At 52.5% G+C, this 17678-nt stretch carries 14 protein-coding genes; 3 read left to right on the forward strand and 11 right to left on the reverse strand.

The window, feature by feature from the left end:
• Positions 1 to 53: 53 nt before the first annotated feature.
• The 6 genes from BQ7483_RS16010 to BQ7483_RS16035 form a co-directional block, all read right to left on the reverse strand.
• Positions 54 to 5921, reverse strand: a complete 5868-nt coding sequence (locus tag BQ7483_RS16010; RefSeq protein WP_072546573.1) for an N-6 DNA methylase — start codon at positions 5919 to 5921, stop codon at positions 54 to 56.
• Positions 5911 to 6363, reverse strand: a complete 453-nt coding sequence (locus BQ7483_RS16015) for a DUF1896 domain-containing protein (protein ID WP_072546574.1) — start codon at positions 6361 to 6363, stop codon at positions 5911 to 5913. Before BQ7483_RS16015 ends, BQ7483_RS16010 begins: the two co-directional genes overlap by 11 nt.
• Before the next feature lie 166 nt (positions 6364 to 6529).
• A complete protein-coding gene (locus BQ7483_RS16020; protein ID WP_072546575.1) occupies positions 6530 to 8620 on the reverse strand; it encodes a type IA DNA topoisomerase in 2091 nt (696 codons plus the stop codon).
• A gap of 54 nt (positions 8621 to 8674) precedes the next feature.
• Positions 8675 to 10243 (reverse strand): DUF3945 domain-containing protein, encoded by a 1569-nt coding sequence (locus tag BQ7483_RS16025; RefSeq protein ID WP_072546576.1) that lies wholly within the window; start codon positions 10241 to 10243, stop codon positions 8675 to 8677.
• 20 nt (positions 10244 to 10263) lie between these two features.
• The gene (locus BQ7483_RS16030; RefSeq protein WP_072546577.1) at positions 10264 to 10614 is read right to left on the reverse strand and encodes a helix-turn-helix domain-containing protein; all 351 of its coding nucleotides are present in this window, start codon (positions 10612 to 10614) and stop codon (positions 10264 to 10266) included.
• 3 nt (positions 10615 to 10617) lie between these two features.
• Positions 10618 to 10977 (reverse strand): helix-turn-helix domain-containing protein, encoded by a 360-nt coding sequence (locus BQ7483_RS16035; RefSeq protein WP_235847384.1) that lies wholly within the window; start codon positions 10975 to 10977, stop codon positions 10618 to 10620.
• 201 nt (positions 10978 to 11178) lie between these two features.
• On the opposite strand from BQ7483_RS16035, the gene BQ7483_RS16045 reads away from it, so the two are divergent.
• Both BQ7483_RS16045 and BQ7483_RS16050 read left to right on the forward strand, forming a co-directional pair.
• Positions 11179 to 11478: a helix-turn-helix domain-containing protein gene (locus BQ7483_RS16045; protein WP_072546579.1), complete on the forward strand. Its 300-nt coding sequence runs from the start codon at positions 11179 to 11181 to the stop codon at positions 11476 to 11478.
• A 30-nt stretch (positions 11479 to 11508) separates the two neighbouring features.
• The gene (locus BQ7483_RS16050; RefSeq protein ID WP_072546580.1) at positions 11509 to 11814 is read left to right on the forward strand and encodes a helix-turn-helix domain-containing protein; all 306 of its coding nucleotides are present in this window, start codon (positions 11509 to 11511) and stop codon (positions 11812 to 11814) included.
• A gap of 80 nt (positions 11815 to 11894) precedes the next feature.
• Here the strand turns inward: BQ7483_RS16050 and BQ7483_RS16055 are convergent, their stop codons facing one another.
• Both BQ7483_RS16055 and BQ7483_RS16060 read right to left on the reverse strand, forming a co-directional pair.
• Positions 11895 to 12257, reverse strand: a complete 363-nt coding sequence (locus BQ7483_RS16055) for a RhuM protein (RefSeq protein WP_072546581.1) — start codon at positions 12255 to 12257, stop codon at positions 11895 to 11897.
• 12 nt (positions 12258 to 12269) lie between these two features.
• Positions 12270 to 13505 carry a site-specific integrase gene (locus tag BQ7483_RS16060; protein WP_072546582.1) on the reverse strand — a complete coding sequence of 412 codons (1236 nt, stop codon included), beginning with the start codon at positions 13503 to 13505 and terminating at the stop codon, positions 12270 to 12272.
• Positions 13506 to 13857: 352 nt separating this feature from the next.
• Between BQ7483_RS16060 and upp the strand changes: the two genes are divergently transcribed.
• Complete coding sequence (gene upp, locus BQ7483_RS16070; RefSeq protein WP_022020230.1) at positions 13858 to 14517, forward strand: uracil phosphoribosyltransferase; 660 nt, start codon at positions 13858 to 13860, stop codon at positions 14515 to 14517.
• Between the two features lie 319 nt (positions 14518 to 14836).
• Here upp and BQ7483_RS16075 read toward each other — a convergent pair whose 3' ends face one another.
• The 3 genes from BQ7483_RS16075 to pdxB all read right to left on the reverse strand — a co-directional run bounded on the left by BQ7483_RS16075 (position 14837) and on the right by pdxB (position 17572).
• Positions 14837 to 15034, reverse strand: a complete 198-nt coding sequence (locus BQ7483_RS16075) for a hypothetical protein (protein ID WP_072546583.1) — start codon at positions 15032 to 15034, stop codon at positions 14837 to 14839.
• Between the two features lie 53 nt (positions 15035 to 15087).
• The gene (locus BQ7483_RS16080; RefSeq protein WP_072545385.1) at positions 15088 to 16302 is read right to left on the reverse strand and encodes a transposase; all 1215 of its coding nucleotides are present in this window, start codon (positions 16300 to 16302) and stop codon (positions 15088 to 15090) included.
• Positions 16303 to 16528: 226 nt separating this feature from the next.
• Positions 16529 to 17572, reverse strand: coding sequence for a 4-phosphoerythronate dehydrogenase PdxB (pdxB, locus tag BQ7483_RS16085; RefSeq protein WP_072546584.1), 1044 nt, complete (start codon positions 17570 to 17572; stop codon positions 16529 to 16531).
• Between the last annotated feature and the right edge of the window lie 106 nt (positions 17573 to 17678).

Here is a 17678-nt window from a genome sequence, read left to right on the forward strand (position 1 = left end):
GCAAAATCCCACTAAACCCTATAGGTTGCGGATTTTATATAAAATTCCTAATTTTAAATTTTTATCCCTTTCGATCGGTTTTTATTCTTTAACTGAAAACCCGGTCGTCCGATGATGACATGGTCGCCAATGATGTTGCCCGTTGGATTTCGCTCATTCACCGGGCTGCGTATCTGCGGTGCATCATCAGTTTGTTGTGGCGATATGCTCCGTACACCTTCCGAAACAGGCTTGACCTCCTGTCCATCCTTTTCTTTTTCGTCGGCTTCCTGCGTAGGCGGCGCAAGTTCCAGCTGTATCTTTCGGTCAAGTGCGGCAAGTTCGGACTTAAGCTGTTTCAGTTCGTCCTCCTTTTTCCATACCTTGCCCGCTATCTCCTGCAACTGCGGAACTTCCTTTTCCAGCACCTCGTTCTTTCCCTTGTACTGGTCGATTATGGACGGAATCCGCTCCAATGCGTTCAGGAAATTACGTGCGGCGGCTACCGAATCAGCCATCGCCAGATGCCCGTTGTTGTAGGTGTACTTGTAGTTTCCCTCCACCACGAAGCGGTTATCGGTAAACTCCAGCCCCTCTTTGAGTATCCTCTCGCTTACCACCTTTATCGGAAAGCCGTAAAGTTCCCCGACAGGCTTGTACAGCCCGCCCGTAGTGGCGTTCTTGGCTATCTCCTGCAAACGCTTTCCGATAACCTTTTCATCGGTAGAATCCACGCCGTCCACCTTGACCGCATTCAGGCGGTTGCCCTCCTTGTCCGTCTGCACAACGGAAAGAAAGCGGTTCCAATCTTCCGTCATGGCTTCGATGACAGCCGTGTTGTTACGCAGTTCCCCCGTCTTGGCTTCCAGCTTGAACTCCGAATCGCGCTTGCCCTTGTTGAACGACTTGCGTTCCCCTTCAAGCGATGCGATACGCTTCTCCAGTTTCGCCTTGTCCAAAAGGTCGGTATTGCCGGAGAGCAACGCCATGTACTCCGAGAAATTCATGCCCGATTTCTCGTCCATCGCCCCCTCGTCGATGGTACGCGCGCCCATCGCCCCGCTTTTAAGCTGCGAGATGAACGTCTGCTTGCAGTGCAGCAGGTTGAACTTGTAGCTGTCCAGCGACTTTTCCACCGCGTAGATGATGACATCCACATTGTTCCCGGCAAAATGCTTGGCAATCTCGTTGCCTGCCCTGACTCCCCGTCCGTCACGCTGTTGCAGGTCGGACGGTCGCCAAGGCGTATCCAAATGATGGATGGCGACACACCTTTTTTGCGCATTCACGCCCGTTCCGAGCATGGAGGTGGAACCGAACAGCACGCGCACCGTTCCGGCGTTCATGGCGTCTATCACCGCCTTGCGCGCCTTGTCGGTCTTGCACTCCTGAATGAAGCGCACCTCGCTTGCCGGTATGCCGTAGTCCTCCGTCAGCTTCCGCTTTATCTCACTGTACACGTTCCACCCGTCGCCCGGCTGGTACGTCCCCAGATCCGAGAACACGAACTGCGTGCCTTTCTGCGCGTCGTATTTATGGTAATACTCCGCAATCGTCTTGGCACAGTGGGAAGCCTTGTTGTCGGGGTGGTCTTCGTAGTTCGGGTCTATCATGCGCATATCGAGAGCCATCTTCCGTGCGTAATCGGTGGCGATCAGCATCTTTGCCTTCTCTTCCGTTTCCGACAGGGGCGGTCTACCGAGCAGCGTGGCGTCGCCCGTCTTGGCGAACTGCATCAGTTTTTGAATGAAGTCCTCCTGCTCCGGCGTGGGCGGTATATGGTGCAGTATCTCGTTCTTGTGCGGACGATCCACACCCACATCCTCTGCCGTGCGGTAGTCGGTTATCTCGTTGTAGAAGGCGGCAAGCTCCGGCACTTTGATGAAGTAGCGGAAACGCTCCTTCTGCACCACGTTGTTCGTCACGTTGAACTCGAAATCGGTCGTCTTCTTGGCGAAGATAGCCGCCCATGCGTCAAAGCACCGGATATCCTGCCGTTCCAGTTCCTTCGGGCGCAGGTACTTGAAGAGCAGGTACAGTTCCGTCAGCGAGTTGCTGATGGTCGTGCCGGATAGGAACGTCGCCCCCAAGTCCTTACCCGTGCGCTCTTGTATGGTGCGGATGGCAAAAAGCATATTCAGGGCTTTCTGGCTTCCTTCCGAGTTGCCCAAACCAGCCACACGGTCATGCCGCGTGTTGAAAGTCAAGTTCTTAAATTGATGCGATTCGTCAATAAAAATATGGTCGATGCCCATCTGCTTGAAGTCCACCACGTCGTCCGTGCGCGACTTGATGGCGTGTTCCACCTTCTCCAGCTTCGCTTCAAGGTTGTGCTTGCGCTTTTCCAGACCTTTCAGCATCGCCCTCGATACGTTCTTGCCCTGCTGCCGCAAGACTTCGAGGTTTTCCTCCACCGTGTCAAGCTCCGCTTGCAGGATGCGCTGCTGCAACTCCGGCGACTGCGGAATCTTGCCGAACTGGTCGTGCGACATGATGACGCAATCATAGTCGTTGTTCTTGATGTTGTTGAAGAAACGCACGCGGTTGGCGGTCGAAAAGTCCTTCTCCGAGGCATAGAGAATCCGCGCGTTCGGGTATGCCGCCTGATAGGTGGCGGCAATCTCCGCGACATTGGCTTTCAGCCCGATAATCATCGGTTTGTGCGCCAAGTTCAGACGCTTCATCTCATGCGCTGCAATGCACATTATCAGCGTCTTGCCTGTACCGACTTCGTGGTCGCAGATGCCACCGCCGTTCTGTTTGAGCATCCAGACGCAATCCATCTGCGACGGATAGACGCTCTTGATACCCCTGCTTGCCAGCCCTTTGAGGTTGAGGTCCGGAAAGGTCTGGTGTGAGCCGTCATATTTCGGGCGCACGAAACAGTTGAACTTGCGGTTGTACATCGTCGTCAGCCGTTCCTTGAACTGCGGCGACTGCTCTTCCAGCCATTCCGAGAACCCGTTACGGATTTCGTCAATCTTGGCGTTGGCGAGCTGTATGCCCTCGCTGTCGCGTACCTTGATGTCGTTTCCGTGTTCATCCTTTCCTATGGACTTCATCATATCCGGGCAGGTGTTATGCAGGGCGTGTTTCAACAGGTGCATGCCGTCATAGTTCCGGTAATAGCCCTTCACTAAAAACTCGTCCGTGATTTTCATGGTGCGGTAGCCGCACGCCACCGAAAATTCGTCCATGCTTGCGGAGTAGGCGATTTTCACGTCCGTGTCAAAAAGACGGCTCATGTAGGCGGCATATACGCCCGTCGGAATCCAGCGTTCCCCGAAATTGAAGTCGAGGTCTTCAAAAGCGATGCGCGGCGGCTCGGCTTCTTTCAGAGCCTCCAACGCCTGCTTCACTTCCGGCATACGCCCGTTTTCGGGGTTGTCGCCCATCCATGCCTCGATGCGTTCCGCCTTCTCTATCACGTTCCCGGCGATGAACCTGTCCTTTATCTCGTAACCGGTTACGAGCGGGTTGTAGAAGATGCGTCCTTTGAGGGCGTCAAGCAATCCCTCCTCCGTACTGTCGGTTATCTCCCGCATATAGTCGAGATTGACCGTGCCGAACTTGTTGAGCGATGCGGAGAGTGCCTCTTCGGGAGAGCTTACGTTGGCATGGCTCTCTACCGAGAAGGAAACGGGACGCTCGAAAATGTCCGCCTTGACGAACCTGCCGTCCTCCGCACGTTCCAGCGAAAGGATGTCGCGTCCTCCTGCATCCATCACCACCAGTTTCACGTTCTGCTTGGCGTTGAGGTTGCCGTAGCGCATGACAAACTCGTCATAGCAGGTGTTCAGATGCTCACGCCACTGCGGGTTTTCCTCGCGCCTGTTCGATTCATAACGGTACAGACGCTCGTATGCGTCACGGAGCGACACATACAGCAACGCCTTCTCTTTCTGATAGCCTGTCAGTCCAAGCGGCTGGAATGTCGCGCCGTAAGGCGTGATGTCTTTCAGATAACCGATGTTACGACGCCCACTGTCAGCCACTAACGAGCCTTCACGCAAGTGCATTTCCGGCGTGCGGTGGTAGGGACGCGGCGTAAGGTCGGGTACTTCCTCCTTCGGCTTTTCCGTTTCAAATTCAGGGAATAGTGAAGTGGTTGCTTTCTCACTTTGGCTATTGTCCGTAACAGGAACGGGAGTTGCTTCCAGCTGTGCTTTGGGTTGTTTTGCTGCTTCCTTTTGCTCCGCTTGGTTACCCGACGAAGGCACAAAGGCTGGATTCAGCGTGTCCTTGACACCCGACTTTTTCAGTTGTTCCTGTCTGTGCCGTTCCGCTTCAAGCCGTAGAGCCTTGCGCCGTTCCGGTGTCAGGCTCATCATCGTTTCGTAAAAACCGTTGATGGGCGGATTGGTTTCCCAATCCAGTGTTGCATAGATGTCGTCAGGGTCGCTTTGTTTCCCGGCATTTTCCGGTTTTGCCTCCTTGCTTTCGGGTGCAGGCTTGACGGATTCAACAGGAGATGCAGCCATAACCGGCGGCTTCGGTTTGGATGGTACACGCTTTGCCTTGTTTTCCTTTTTGGTTGCCTTTTTCTTTTTGGCAGGTTCTTCTATGGGCATACCCCAAAGGTCAAGCAGAGTGAGCTGAACGGCATTTGAATGATTCGTCTGGCGTGGCTCAATCTCCGGCTTCTCGTCTATGGATTGAGATTTCGGTTTCTCCGCTTCTGTGATAAAAACATTAGCGGTAGAAGTTGCCGCTTCCACTTTTGGAGACGGCTGTACTTCCACATTCATACTTTTATCCGTACTTTCCGTTTGCGTCGGATGCAGGCTATGTCTTTCGTAGAGTTCCCTGTTGAGTTGGTGCAGTTCTATTTTCAGATGTTCCCGTAAATCTTCCGCCAGTTGTACGGTATCGCCTCTGTGCATGAGCTTATAGGCAGGCTTTCCGTAAGGGTCGGTACTTTTGATCAAATCCGTGTGGGAAAGCGAACCGATGCTCCATACATACCCATTTACGGAAGTGCCGATAGGGGTCTGTTCTGTTTGCACAAAAAGTTTCTCATTATAATACCGTTCCCCGTTCTTTCCGCTGTTCTTTTGCAGGATAATCAAATCACTGCCCACCTCCGTACCCGCATTTTCTGTAAAAAGGTTGTTCGGCAGACGGGCAACGCCCACCAGATTGGCGTGGTTCATCATATACTCGCGTATGGGCGCATTGGTCGGGGCATCCAACACCCCCTGCGAGGTAATGAACGCCACGATTCCGCCTTCACGCACCGCATCAAGGCTTTTCAGAAAGAAATAGTTGTGTATCGTCTTGGATGCCGACCGTCTTGCCACGTCATGGCTGTTGGTAAATTCCGGGTCGAACACAGCCACATCGCCAAACGGGATATTGGAGATAGCCAGATCAAAATGGTTCATGAACGGCTTTTCAATTTTCTCGTACCCCTGTATCCTTACTTTCTGGTCGGAATGCAGGTGTCTCAATATCTTGCCCGTCATCAGGTCTTTCTCAAAAGCCATGATGTCCGCGTCCGGCTTGTTCTCTAATACGGCATCCACAAATGCGCCAACGCCTGCCGACGGTTCCAGTACCCGGTCGGGACGTATGCCGTGTTCATGTAGCACATCCGCAATAGTGCCTGTTATCTCCGGCGGAGTATAGAAAGCGGTCAGGACGGATTGCTTCATGGCATCCATGTACCGTTTATACTCCGTATCGTCTTTTGTATTCTCCCGTAGTAACTTGTGTAGTTCCACGGTAGGGGCAAACAGTTCGAGGTCGGATTTCGCCCAGTGGACGGCATCCGTCAGTTCCCTTTCAGGGTTCAGAATACATTTCAGACCGCCGAAACCGCAATAACGCTCCAACAAGAGCCTTTCGCGTGCGGTGGGGGTGCGTTGTTCCCTGTCAAGGACGAATGCCGTCCGTATCGCCTCGATGTTGTCCCGCAACCTTTGTTTGCGGTTAAACGCCATATTCCTCTATATAAAGGACGACAGCCCCCGTCAGCTCCGTGTAGAGCAGGTCGTAATCGGGCGACAGGGCGAAATTGTCGTCCGAGAGGTCATAAATGGAGAATACGTTTCCGACAAGTGGCAGCAGTTTTCGGGTAAAAGATTCACGCTTCGCTTCCGGCACGTCATCGGAAAACTCGTTCTCTACGACTTCGCGCAGGATGGCGTACTTGGAGTAGTGAAGCCCCTCCAGCAGTGTGCGCATCGCCAGTTCCTGCGCACCATCGGCGGGATAGCCTTCAAGCCTTGCCCGTTCATACGTTCCGGCGGCACGGTCGACGCGTTCACGGATGAAGGCTTCGTCGGTCGCTTGTTCAAATTTGTTCGTTCTGAGATAGTCCAGCAGGTACAGACCGTAGTAGGAAAAGTCGGTCTGCCCCTCGTTTTTCTTCTTGTTGTTCATTACTTTGGAATTTAGTGGATTGGTAAATCATGACCGGGATAATTGTCTGAAAGGAGAAGAAAAAGGCACCCGGTATCCCTCCGAGTGCCACCACTAAATCCAAAGTATGAGTGTAATCCGGTATCGAAGAACAATTCATTACTCTGAACCAGTGGCAAAATTAATACTATTTCTTCCGTCCTGAAAATTTCTTGGCCGTTTTCCTTTCGGGGAACACGAAAGTCGTGTTGTAGTCCCCGTCAAAGGCAACCACGGCATCAAAGCTCTTGCCCTGCTTGCTCTTGAAGCCTTTGAGCAGTTTCGTGTGTCCGTCCGTGAGCAGGTCTTTGATTTCGTCGTCGGAGAGAGTACGATTCGCCTTCAGGCGGAACACGGGCAGCCCGCACTCCGCGTTGTCGCAGCGTACCACCTTGCCGTAGAACTGCATTGTGCCCGTTCCGCACTTGGGACACTTGCAGCCGGAATCCCTGCGGGCGAACAGTTTGTCGCACGAGAGCAGTTCGGATGTAATCTCCCGCGTGTACGCCTCTATCTCCTTGCGGAAGGTATCGGCAGGCAGTTCCCCGCGCTCGATGCGTGCCAGATCCTTCTCCCATTCGCCCGTCATGGCGACGTCGGCGATGCGCATCGTCTTCACGACCGAGTAGAGGGCAAGCCCTTTTTCGGTGGGTACAAGCGACTTCTTGCAACGTTCCATGTAACCGCGTTTGAAAAGCGTTTCGATGATGGCTGCACGGGTGGCAGGCGTGCCGATGCCACAATCCTTCAATGCCTGTCGCAGCACGTCGTCTTCTATTTCCTTGCCTGCCGTTTCCATTGCGGACAGCAGGGTGGCTTCGGTATGCAGCGGCTTGGGCTTGGTCTTTCCCTCCGTGATGGAGGTGGCTTTCAGTGCCAGCGTATCGCCCTCCTGCCAGCAGGGGATGGAAGTCTCCTCCTTGTCGTCCTCGAAATAGACGGCACGCCATCCGGCTTGTCTGATGACGCTGCCTTTCACCGTGAACTCCACTCCGGCACAATCCGCCGTGACGGTGGCGGTGTCCTTGACGCACTTTTCGGAGAATGCCTCCATCATGCGCCCGGCTATCATGTGGTAGATAATGCCGTCCTCTTTGGAGAGGAACAGCGGCTTCTCGCCCGTGACGAGCAGGGCGTGGTGGTCTGTGACCTTGCCGCCGTCCACGCTGCGGCGGGTGGGCGTGACGGGGACACCTACTTCGCCCGCCCATTCGGGAAGTCCGGTAACGAAGGATAGCAGCTTGGGGATTTCCGCGAACACGTCTTCGGGGATATAGCGGCTTCCGGTTCTCGGATAGGTGATGAGCTTCTTCTCGTAGAGTTTCTGCGCGATTTCAAGCGTCTGCTCTGCCGTGAAGCCGTGCTTGGCGTTGGCTTCCTTCTGGAGCGTGGTCAGGTCATACAGGAGCGGAGTTTCCTCTATCTTCTCTTTACGTTCGGCTTTTGTGACAGTGGCAAAGCCGGCTTCCTTTACCTTATTATATAGTGCTGTGGCAGGTTCTTTCTCTTTCCATTTCTTGGAAGATGAGAGTTTCACCTCTTCGCCGTCGCCTGTGTCTGCGGCGATATGAAGCTGCCAGTAGGTTTCGGGAGTGAAACGGCGGTTCTCCCAATAGCGTGCGCACACCATCGCCAGCGTGGGCGTCTGCACCCGTCCGACGGAGTACGTGCCGTGTCCGGCGGCGATGGAGAGTGCCTGCGTGCCGTTAATGCCCACAAGCCAGTCGGATTCGCTCCGTGCTTTGGCGGCAAGATAGAGGTTGTCATACTTGCTCCCTTCTTCGAGGTTGCGCAGTCCTTCGCGGATAGCCTTGTCGGTAAGAGAGCTTATCCAAAGGCGCACGAAAGGCGTGGTACATCCGGTGTAATGGTAGAGGTATCGGAAGATAAGCTCACCTTCGCGTCCTGCATCGGTCGCCACGATGATCTGTTCGCTATCCTTGAAAAGACGGCTGATGATTTTTATCTGCGACACCACGCCGCTGTCGGGCTTGTAGCCCTTATCAGTCTTTTCCTGACGGGGAATGAGCGTGAAGGTTCCGGGGATGACGGGCAGGTTGTCGCGGACGAAGCCGCGTATGCCGTAGCCGTCGGGCATGGCAAGCTGGACAAGGTGTCCGAATGCCCATGTCACGGCATAGCCGCCTCCCTCGAAATATCCTTCCTCTCTCTTTGTCGCGCCCACGATGCGGGCGATCTCACGTGCCACGGATGGCTTTTCTGCAATGATTGTCTTCATACTGATTACTTTTTTATGAATTGTTACTTTGGATTTAGTGGTGGACACGGGATGTTACATCTTCATGCCCTTGTTGTTTTTCTTCTGAGGCTTCTCCTGCTGCTTTTGCTGTTTGTCGTCTTTCGGAGCGGTCTGCCCTTTCTGCAACGGCTCTTTCAGGTTCTTGGTCGCCTCGTTGGTCTTTCCTTCGCTGTTCACCGCCACTTGTGTGCGGCTCTCGTTGGACGGGGCGACCTTCTGCGCGTTGTCGGGGTTGGTGTCGTAGCGGTACGGACGTCCCTTCTCCGGGTTGAACTTGATGTACATCGTGGCGTGGAAGCCTTGCTTGTCGGTTACGTTCTCCAGTTTGATGGCTTTGCCTGCCGCGTAATCGGCTTTCTGCTGGTCGGTGAAGTTCACACCGCTCCATTTGCTGACGGGGCGGATGCTGCCGTCGGCGTTCGTCCACGTGTTGCGGCGTTGCTCTTTCTGTGGGGCTGCGGAATTTTCCATGCCCTGAGCCTGTCCCTGCGTGGGATTGTTCTTGGCTTCCTGCGTCTGGGCGGTACGGGGCGACCTGCCGGTTCCCGGTACGAACTCCACGCCTCGCTGCTCTACATTCACTTGCAGGGTGGTGACGAACTTCCTGCCGTCGTTGCGTTCGATGAGTTTGTCGCGCACGGGCAGCCCGGCACGCAACATATCCTGTTCCTGTTTGGTGATTTCCGTCTTTCCGATGCGCTCCGGTATGCGTACCTTGCTTGCAGGAATATCCGTGATCTCATTCGTCTTGCGGTCTATGCTGATGAACGAGGGGATGATTTCACCCGTTTCCCTGTCCACGATGTCCACGACCCTGCCGAGGTTGCCCGTTTCGCGCAGGTTCTTACGGTCTTCGTCGGAGAACTTGTGTTCCTTGTACTCGTCGAGTTTCTGCTCCTTGCGGATGAAGTGCGGCACGAGGCTGACATTGCCTTCACCGTCTTTCTTGAAGGAAAGGCGGGCGTCCAGCTCAAAAGCCTCGCCGCCGAACTTGGGCGACACCTTTACCAAGTCGGATTTACCGTAGTTGAGCATCTTGGTCAGGTCGCCGGACTTTTCAAGGTCGTCACGTTTCACGCCCCATTTCTCTTCCAGCTCCTGCCAGTTGATTTTGCTCTCGTCGATGGGCTGGTAGCCCCGTCTGCCCTGCGCCTGCTGTGGGCTTTCCTGATTCTGTTCCTGTTTCTTTTCCATTTCTTCCTGTTTTTGTTTCGTTTGTTCCGTCTTTTCGGTAGTCTGCTCTTCCTTTACCTGCTTCTCGTAACCGGAGGTGTCCACTTTGTGGGGCGCGAGCAGTTCCTTGTTGGCTTCGGGGTCTTTCAGCAGGTCTTTCATCACCTCCATCAGTTTGTCGGCTTGGTCTGCCGCGACACGGTAGAAACCGAAGCGGCTGGGTTCCTTGCACTGCCGGAAGAAGTTTTTGAAGAAGTTGTCCAGCACATCGCCGTGGCGGTCGAATTGCAGGAAACTCTGCGCGTTCTCCGCTTTCGCGGGGGTGCGCTTGGGGGAGCCGTCGGCATTCAGCCCGGCTACCACGCTGATCTCGCCCGTCTTCTCGTCACGGACTATCAGCACGTCCTTTTCAGTTGTTTTCTTTGCCATTTGAAAAATGTTTTAATGGGTTATTTTTGAAAGAAATTATGGATACGAGCCTTGTAGAAGGCTATATCTTCTTTTTTGAAGTCCTTTACGTGTCCGGAAAGGAACGTCAGCACGTCCTCTTCGCTGTAATAGGTCTTTTTGCCGAGCGTCTTGTACGGCAACGCGCCGATGCTGCGGTAGCGTTGCAGGGTACGCTTGCTGATCTGGAGCAGCATACAGAGGTCTTGGTTGTCGAACATCCTGATACGCTCCATCGGGTTCGGGGCTTTGCCGGACGGCTGTAAGGAGAGCAGCAGTTCGTCTTGACGGTCGAGCCGTTCCATCAGCTTCTGCATCCAGCTCTCGAAATTGTTTCGGGTAAGCAGTTCCATACGTCACGTCCTCCTTCCTTTGGGTTTGTTGCCGCCCGTGCGCAGCGTATGGTTGCGTTTCAGTTCCGTAGGTGTTGCCGCATCCTCAACTATGGTGCAGTCCGCAAGCAGGCGGTCGATTTCTGACTGGCGGTAACGGCACTTGCCGCGTAGCACCACATAGCCGATGCGATGCTCGCTGCGCATACGCTGGAGGGTGCGGGTACTCACATTCAGCAGGTGCGCCGCCTCACGGGTGGTGAGCAACCTGTCTGCGGATTTTTCCTTTCTTTCGCCGGAAACGGCACGCACGTGTGCCGCTATCTCGGCTATCTGTTCCGTCAACGTAGTGAAGGCGGAACTTTCCATCGTTATTACTTTCATATTCAGTCCTTTCTTTTGGTTCCTGCGGCAAAATTCGGCAATAAACAAAAGGGGCTTTAACAGCTCACTACGTGTCTCACGTAAGATTTTTATTGGAAATGGCTCCGTAACCCGGACAGACGGCGCAACATACAGCCTTTCAGCGGGAAACGATATGTGTTCACGGGGGCGGCGTTACCTTTGCGGCAAATCTGAAATGTTTTGAATATGGAAATTGTATCTATCGAGAAAAAGACCTTCGAGATGATGGTGGCATCCTTCAACGCCCTCTCGGAGAAGGTTGCCGCCCTGAGGCGCAAGAGCGACGGAGGGCGGCTGGAAAGGTGGCTCACGGGCGAGGAAGTCTGCGGGCAGTTGAGAATCAGCCTGCGCACGTTACAGACGTTACGCGACAAGCGGCTTATCGGCTACTCGCAGATAAACCGCAGATTCTATTACAAGCCGGAAGAGGTCAGAAGGCTGATTCCGCTTATCGGTACGCTCTATCCCGGCGGCAGATAATCTTATTATTCACCCACTGAATCCGAAGTTATGATGAACGAGAACAACGATGTTTTTACACTGGAGGACGAGCCGCTTGCCACCGTAGTACAGAATATGCGCAAAGGCTCTAAATGGCTCTCCGCATTTTTGGAAAGTTACCGTCCGCCGCTGGACGGGGAACGTTACCTGACGGATAGGGAGGTGGCGGAGCTGCTCCGTGTGAGCCGCCGTACCTTGCAGGAATACCGCAACAACAGGGTGCTGCCCTTTATCCTTTTGGGAGGAAAGGTACTTTACCCCGAATCGGGATTGCGTGAACTGTTGGAGGCGAATTACCGAAAGCCGATGGAATAAAGGCTGCATGAAAACAAAAAAAGGAAACGGACAACCCCATCGGGGCTGTCCGTTTCCTTTTGTTTCGTCTATATATATGTTCAGCAATACCCGGCTTTTCCGTTCTGTATGAACATCACGTATGCCTGCCGCTTTTCTTTCGAGAGAGCTTTACCTACCAGCCACGTGCGGAACACGTGCGTGCAGTAGGTGTTCAATCTGAAAGCGACGGGGATGATAATCTCAAGCGAGTAAACATCCGCATACAGGCCGTTTTCAAGCTGAATGTAGCGGCATACCTCGTAGTCACTTAACACGTCCGCCTTGAGGATGGTTTTGATGGCGACGTTCACTGCCGGGACACCCGTGTGGAACAGTCCGGCGATTTCTCCAGCGGTCATCCATACATCGTTACCGGTTACGCTGACCGCCTTGTCCTCTATGATGATTATGTCACGTTTCATGGCTTCTCTGTTTTAGATGGTACAACCTGCAAATTCCTCGATTTGGTTCAATCTTGCGGCAAGGTTCTCCATGTCTTGATTGAGCTTCTCTTTGGTTATTTTCGCATATATCTGCGTTGTTTTTATGCTCTTGTGTCCCAGCATGGAACTGACCGTTTCGATGGGTACGCCGTTGGAGAGGAACACCGTCGTGGCTGCCGTGTGGCGGCTTTGGTGCCATGTAATATGCTTGGTAATGCCACAACGCTTGGCGACGGCACGGATTCCGGCAAGACACGTGTTGTAGTGGGGTACGGGGAATATCCTGCCGTTTTCGCACAGCCCACGGTATTTGTCGATGATGCGCTTCGCTATGTCGAGCATACGGATGTTGGACACCACACCCGTCTTCTGGCGGTTGATGTTTATCCACTCGTGTTCATCAAAGTAGGTGCGGATATTCTCTTCCGTGAGGTTGCGCATATCGGCAAACGACAAGCCCGTGAACGCACAGAATAGATATAAATCGCGGTACAGTTCCTGTTTCGCGTTCTTCAGTTTGCCTTCCATCAGCAGGCGGATTTCATCTTTCGTCAGAAAGCTGCGGGTTGTTTCCTCCTTCTTGATTTCATACTCGCGGAACGGGTCGCGCGTGAGCCACTCGTTGTTGATGGCGATGAACACCATCGTCCGAAGCGGGCAGACATACAGCCACACGGTGTTGGTGCAGCAGTGTTTGTCCGTGCGCAGAAACATTTCAAAATCGGAAATGAAAGCGGGTGTAAGCTCTTTCAGAGCAATGTCCTTCACGTGGTAGCGGATGGTGAGAAACTCTTGCAGGTGCTTGTAAACGGTTTTGTACTTGTCAAACGTGCCTTTGGATTTCATGCCTGCCTCCACCTGCTTGGCATAGTCCTCGTTGTGTTGCCGGAACACTTGCAACAGCGTATGGTAGCGGTGTTCCAGTCCGAGAAAGGCGTTTTTCACCTTTTCCGCAGTGACGAAGTTGTCACGCTCCATGATTTCCTGATAATGCTTGTTGATGCGCACGCGCATCTTGTCGAGCATACGGTTCGTTTCGAGTGCAGCCGTGCTTCTCCCCGTGACACGTCCTCCTTTGGTGTCCCACAGTTTGGGATCGACGGTCAGTTTGCAACTGAACTGCGTTTGGCTTCCGTCCACCGTGATGCGTCCCATGACGGGCACTGTCCCGTCCTTTTTCACTACCTGACGTTTGAGGTAGTAGATAACTGAAAATGTACTCTTCATCGTCCTTAATTTTTTTAGGTTCAAAATTAGTCGGTGAAGAATCCTTCGTCGGTACGCAAAACACGGAGGAACGGCGCAATCTTTTTCCGTAACCGGATTTGTTGCGTGAGTTGTCAGTAACTCACTATATCACAATGCCTTGTTTTGCCATTCTTGCCCATTTCGTCACCTATATGGTGTGGTTACGAACAAGTAACGCAGCGGCGTCTTGACTTGGCTTCGGCAAGGATTGTGGTGGCGTTGGAGATAATCGGCAGCTTAAATGAAACCTCTGTAAATCAATTCTATTACTTCATTCTTCCGTATTCCACTTTTTTGTAGTAACTTTGCAGTTCGAATAAACAAAAACACTATGAAAGTAATCAATTTTGCAGAGACAAACTCGGTCATCAATCAGTATGTGGCCGAAATACGCGACGTGAACATTCAGGGCGACCGCATGCGCTTCCGCCGCAACATCGAACGCATCGGCGAACTGATGGCCTACGAGATGAGCAAGGAACTAACCTACTCGGTGAAGCAGGTGCAGACGCCGCTGGGCGTGGCGCCGGCCAGCACGCCCGACGACCAGGTGGTTATCGCCACTGTCTTCCGTGCCGGGCTGCCCCTGCATCAGGGCTTTCTGAATGTTTTCGACCGGGCGGGCAACGCCTTCGTCTCGGCCTACCGCTATTATAAGGATAAGGAGTGCCGTGAGCTGGATGTACATATCGAGTACATCGCCGCCCCCGACTTGTCGCAGAAGACGGTGATGCTCGTCGACCCCATGCTGGCCACGGGCGAGAGCATGGAGCTGGCCTACCGCGCTTTCTTGAGCAAGGGGCGTCCGGCCCGCCTGCTGATAGCCTGTGTCATCGCCAGCCGTCAGGGCGTGGAGCATCTGCAACGGATTTTCCCCGACGACGACGTTGTCCTGTGGTGTGCCGCCATCGACCCCGAGCTGAACGAACGTTCGTACATCGTGCCCGGCTTGGGCGATGCGGGTGACTTGGCCTATGGGGACAAGCTTTGACATTTTGTCGGAATCTCATTCCCACAGGTGGCAAAATGTTGGTTGAATACGCTTTCGGCTGACTCCGCCTTTTTATGAAAAGGGCGAAATAGCGGGGGAAAAGGGGCAGAAAGCCCCTTTCGGAGCCTCCGAAAGCCGTTTGGAAGGCGGGAGATTGTATGCTTTCAGTCGGCAGATTGCTTGTTTCGTTGCGTCAGATTGTATGTTTTCAGACGAAAGAAGGCCGCTTTCTCAGGAGAAAACGGCCTTCTTTTGTCCGCAAGTACCTACTTTCCCCTCAGGTTTCTGCTTTTCGGCCAGTTTTTTGTCCGTTTTTCCTCTACTTTTCTTCTATTTTAAATGTAAACATTTCGCTATCTTCTTGTCCGCCAGCGAATAACCCTGTTTCCGCTTCGTCCGTTGCCACTAGCTTGTTCGTTGGGCCGAAACAAGCGATTCTCAGGCGGTTGGGATGGCAATGTGTCAAAATGACAAAGCTAACGTTGCGCTTCTTGGCGTTGTTTTTTTGTTTTTTCATGAAATATACGCCTTTTTATTTTATAACAATAGTTCGTTAACCATTAGCCTAGCCTAAGCGGCTTTGGCAGTAAATAAAATGAGTTCTTTGAAAAGTCTGTCAATTAAATGCGTGTCTGGTTCAATCCCAGACACGTGAATAAATCGTTCAAGCATGTAAGCATTGTGTATGACTGACTTGCATGATGATATGGAATATTTTATTCCCATCCTCTTACAGGCAGCCTTGGCAAGGTTTATCGCTGCAAGTGATGCATTAAAGTGAAATGCCAGTTTCCTGAAGTCTGTAGACTGACAGTTTGTTATTCCGGCATATTGCTTGGCATCACGAAAGCAAAATTCGAGTTGGAAACGTGTCCTGTAAAAGTCCAGAACATCCTGTGCGTTCTGTGTTTCGTCCGTAGAGAAATACAGCTGCCATTTGTCCGTTCCATCCATAGGATACCATACAGCCAGGCTCACAAAGCGTTTGAGCGCTTTGGAGTATGCTTTCAGTCCGTAAAGTTTACCCTTGTTCACTTTGTACTCGGTACATCTTGTGATGTCCAGATTTTCAAAGTCAATTTTCTCGTCATGTAATTTTGGACGTCCGCGTTTTCCTGTCCTATTTTCTAAGGTGGGATAAAACAATACGGCATCATTCCTGAAACGGCTTATTACGTGGAAACCGTTATCGTACAATGGTTTGATGAAAGTTGCCTTTGAAAAGAACGCATCACATACGACTGTGCCAGAAATACGTTTCAGCTGTTCCTGTATGCTGATAAGGTAAGAGCTGTACCAGTCAACAAGATTCTTCTCACAGCTTTCCAGCGTTGCGTTGTCAGGTGTCTGTACAGAACCCAAAGTCATACATTCATGGTTGTCAACGTCTATAACTCCAATACCGGTTATTTCCAGTCCGCGTTTGTATTCACCGGCACAACCGGACCAGAAATAGCCAATCCATGGCGTTTTGCTGCCTGATTTTGGAATGAAAGACGGATCAACGGCTATCGCCTTACGACCACCTTTAAGGTGTTCTCTAATGATGGCTTCATTGAAGGAAAACCAGTCAAAGCCATCATTCTCAAAATTGTTTCGGTATGTCTGTTCTGAGAAACATCCATATCGTCCCATTTGTAGGAAATTGATGCGGTCAGGTATGGCCATGAACAATTTTATTGCATCCATGAATACTTTCTGGAAAGATTTGCTTATATTTACAACTGATTCGAGAGCATTCCTGCACTCGGATTGGTATTGCATAAGGAGTGATTCTTTGGTCATAATTAAAAGTGGTGAGATACTTCTAATTTACTAATAATCAACAAATTATGCAATACTTTCATGCTTTATTTTCAGCTATTTATCATATATTTTTCATCACTTTTCTTACCCCTTAACGATTCATTCTTGACAGTATTTCAATGATCTCTTTAATAATATTGAACTGGCTAACACCGATTCTATTATTTAATTAAATTTATCGGTAAAAATTTACCGAAGTATTGTTTTATATGTATTTCACCTGGAAGGCTCCTTGTTCACGTCGCAGGGGATAGTCGCCACGGAGTTGCTCGAAGCGTTCGGGGTGGAGGCGCAAGGCTTGGTCGTCGCGCCGCGGGTCGTACATGGCCAAATAGGCTTCTGTCGGATTGTGCGCCTCGATAAGCGGCTGGGCGGGTGCGGGCGGTTCGATGCGGTAGCGGGCGTCGATGTGGAAGAAGCGGCACAGGGCGTCGAGCGACATGCGGGTGGCGTTGGCCTTGCCGTCGGCCGAGTAGCCGGCGATGTGGGGCGTACCGATGAAGACACGGTCGAGCAGGTCGAGGTTGATGGCGGGTTCGTTCTCCCATACGTCGATGACGGCGTCCGACACTTGTCCTTCCTGCAGGGCGTGGAGCAGGGCCTCTGTTTCAATCACTTCGCCTCGCGAAGTGTTGGCAATGACGGGCCGGCGCTTCAGGTGGCTGAAGAAGTCGGCATCGGCCAGGTGGAAAGTCTTGTGGGCTCCTTCGCGGATGAGGGGGACGTGGAAGGTCAGCACGTCACATTCTTCCATCAGCTGCTCCAGCGGAGAGAAAAGGTTTCCTCCTTCCTTCTCCTGGCGTGGAGGGTCGTTCAAAAGGACACGCATGCCCAGTTCGCGGCCCACTTGCGCCACTTTTGTGCCTACATTGCCTACGCCGATGACGCCCAGCGTCTTGCCTTCCAGTCGGAACCTCTTCTGCTGTTCGAGGAGCAGGAGGGAGGAGCGCATGTATTGGGCTACGGAGGCCGAGTTGCAACCGGGGGCATTCTGCCAAGTAATGCCTGCCTCTTGGCAATAGATTGTGTCGATGTGGTCGAAGCCAATGGTGGCGGTGGCGATGAAGCGTACGCGGCTGCCCTCGAGCAGATGGCGGTCGCAACGGGTGCGGGTGCGGACAATCAGGGCATCGGCATCCCTGACAAGTTCGGGTGTGAAGTCCTTGCCGGGCACGTAGACGGTCTCGTCGGCAATGCCTGCCAGCGGTTCTCTGATAAACGGAATTTTGTCGTCGACTATAACTTTCATGTGGTTTCGTCTTTTTGAGGATGCAAAGATAAGTGTGTTTTTCCATCGGCGGACGCATATTTTCAGGAAAAAATCGATGAATTTGCATGAAAGCATTTGTGGTAAG

It is taken from the genome of Mediterranea massiliensis (assembly GCF_900128475.1).
Lineage (GTDB): Bacteria > Bacteroidota > Bacteroidia > Bacteroidales > Bacteroidaceae > Bacteroides > Bacteroides massiliensis_E.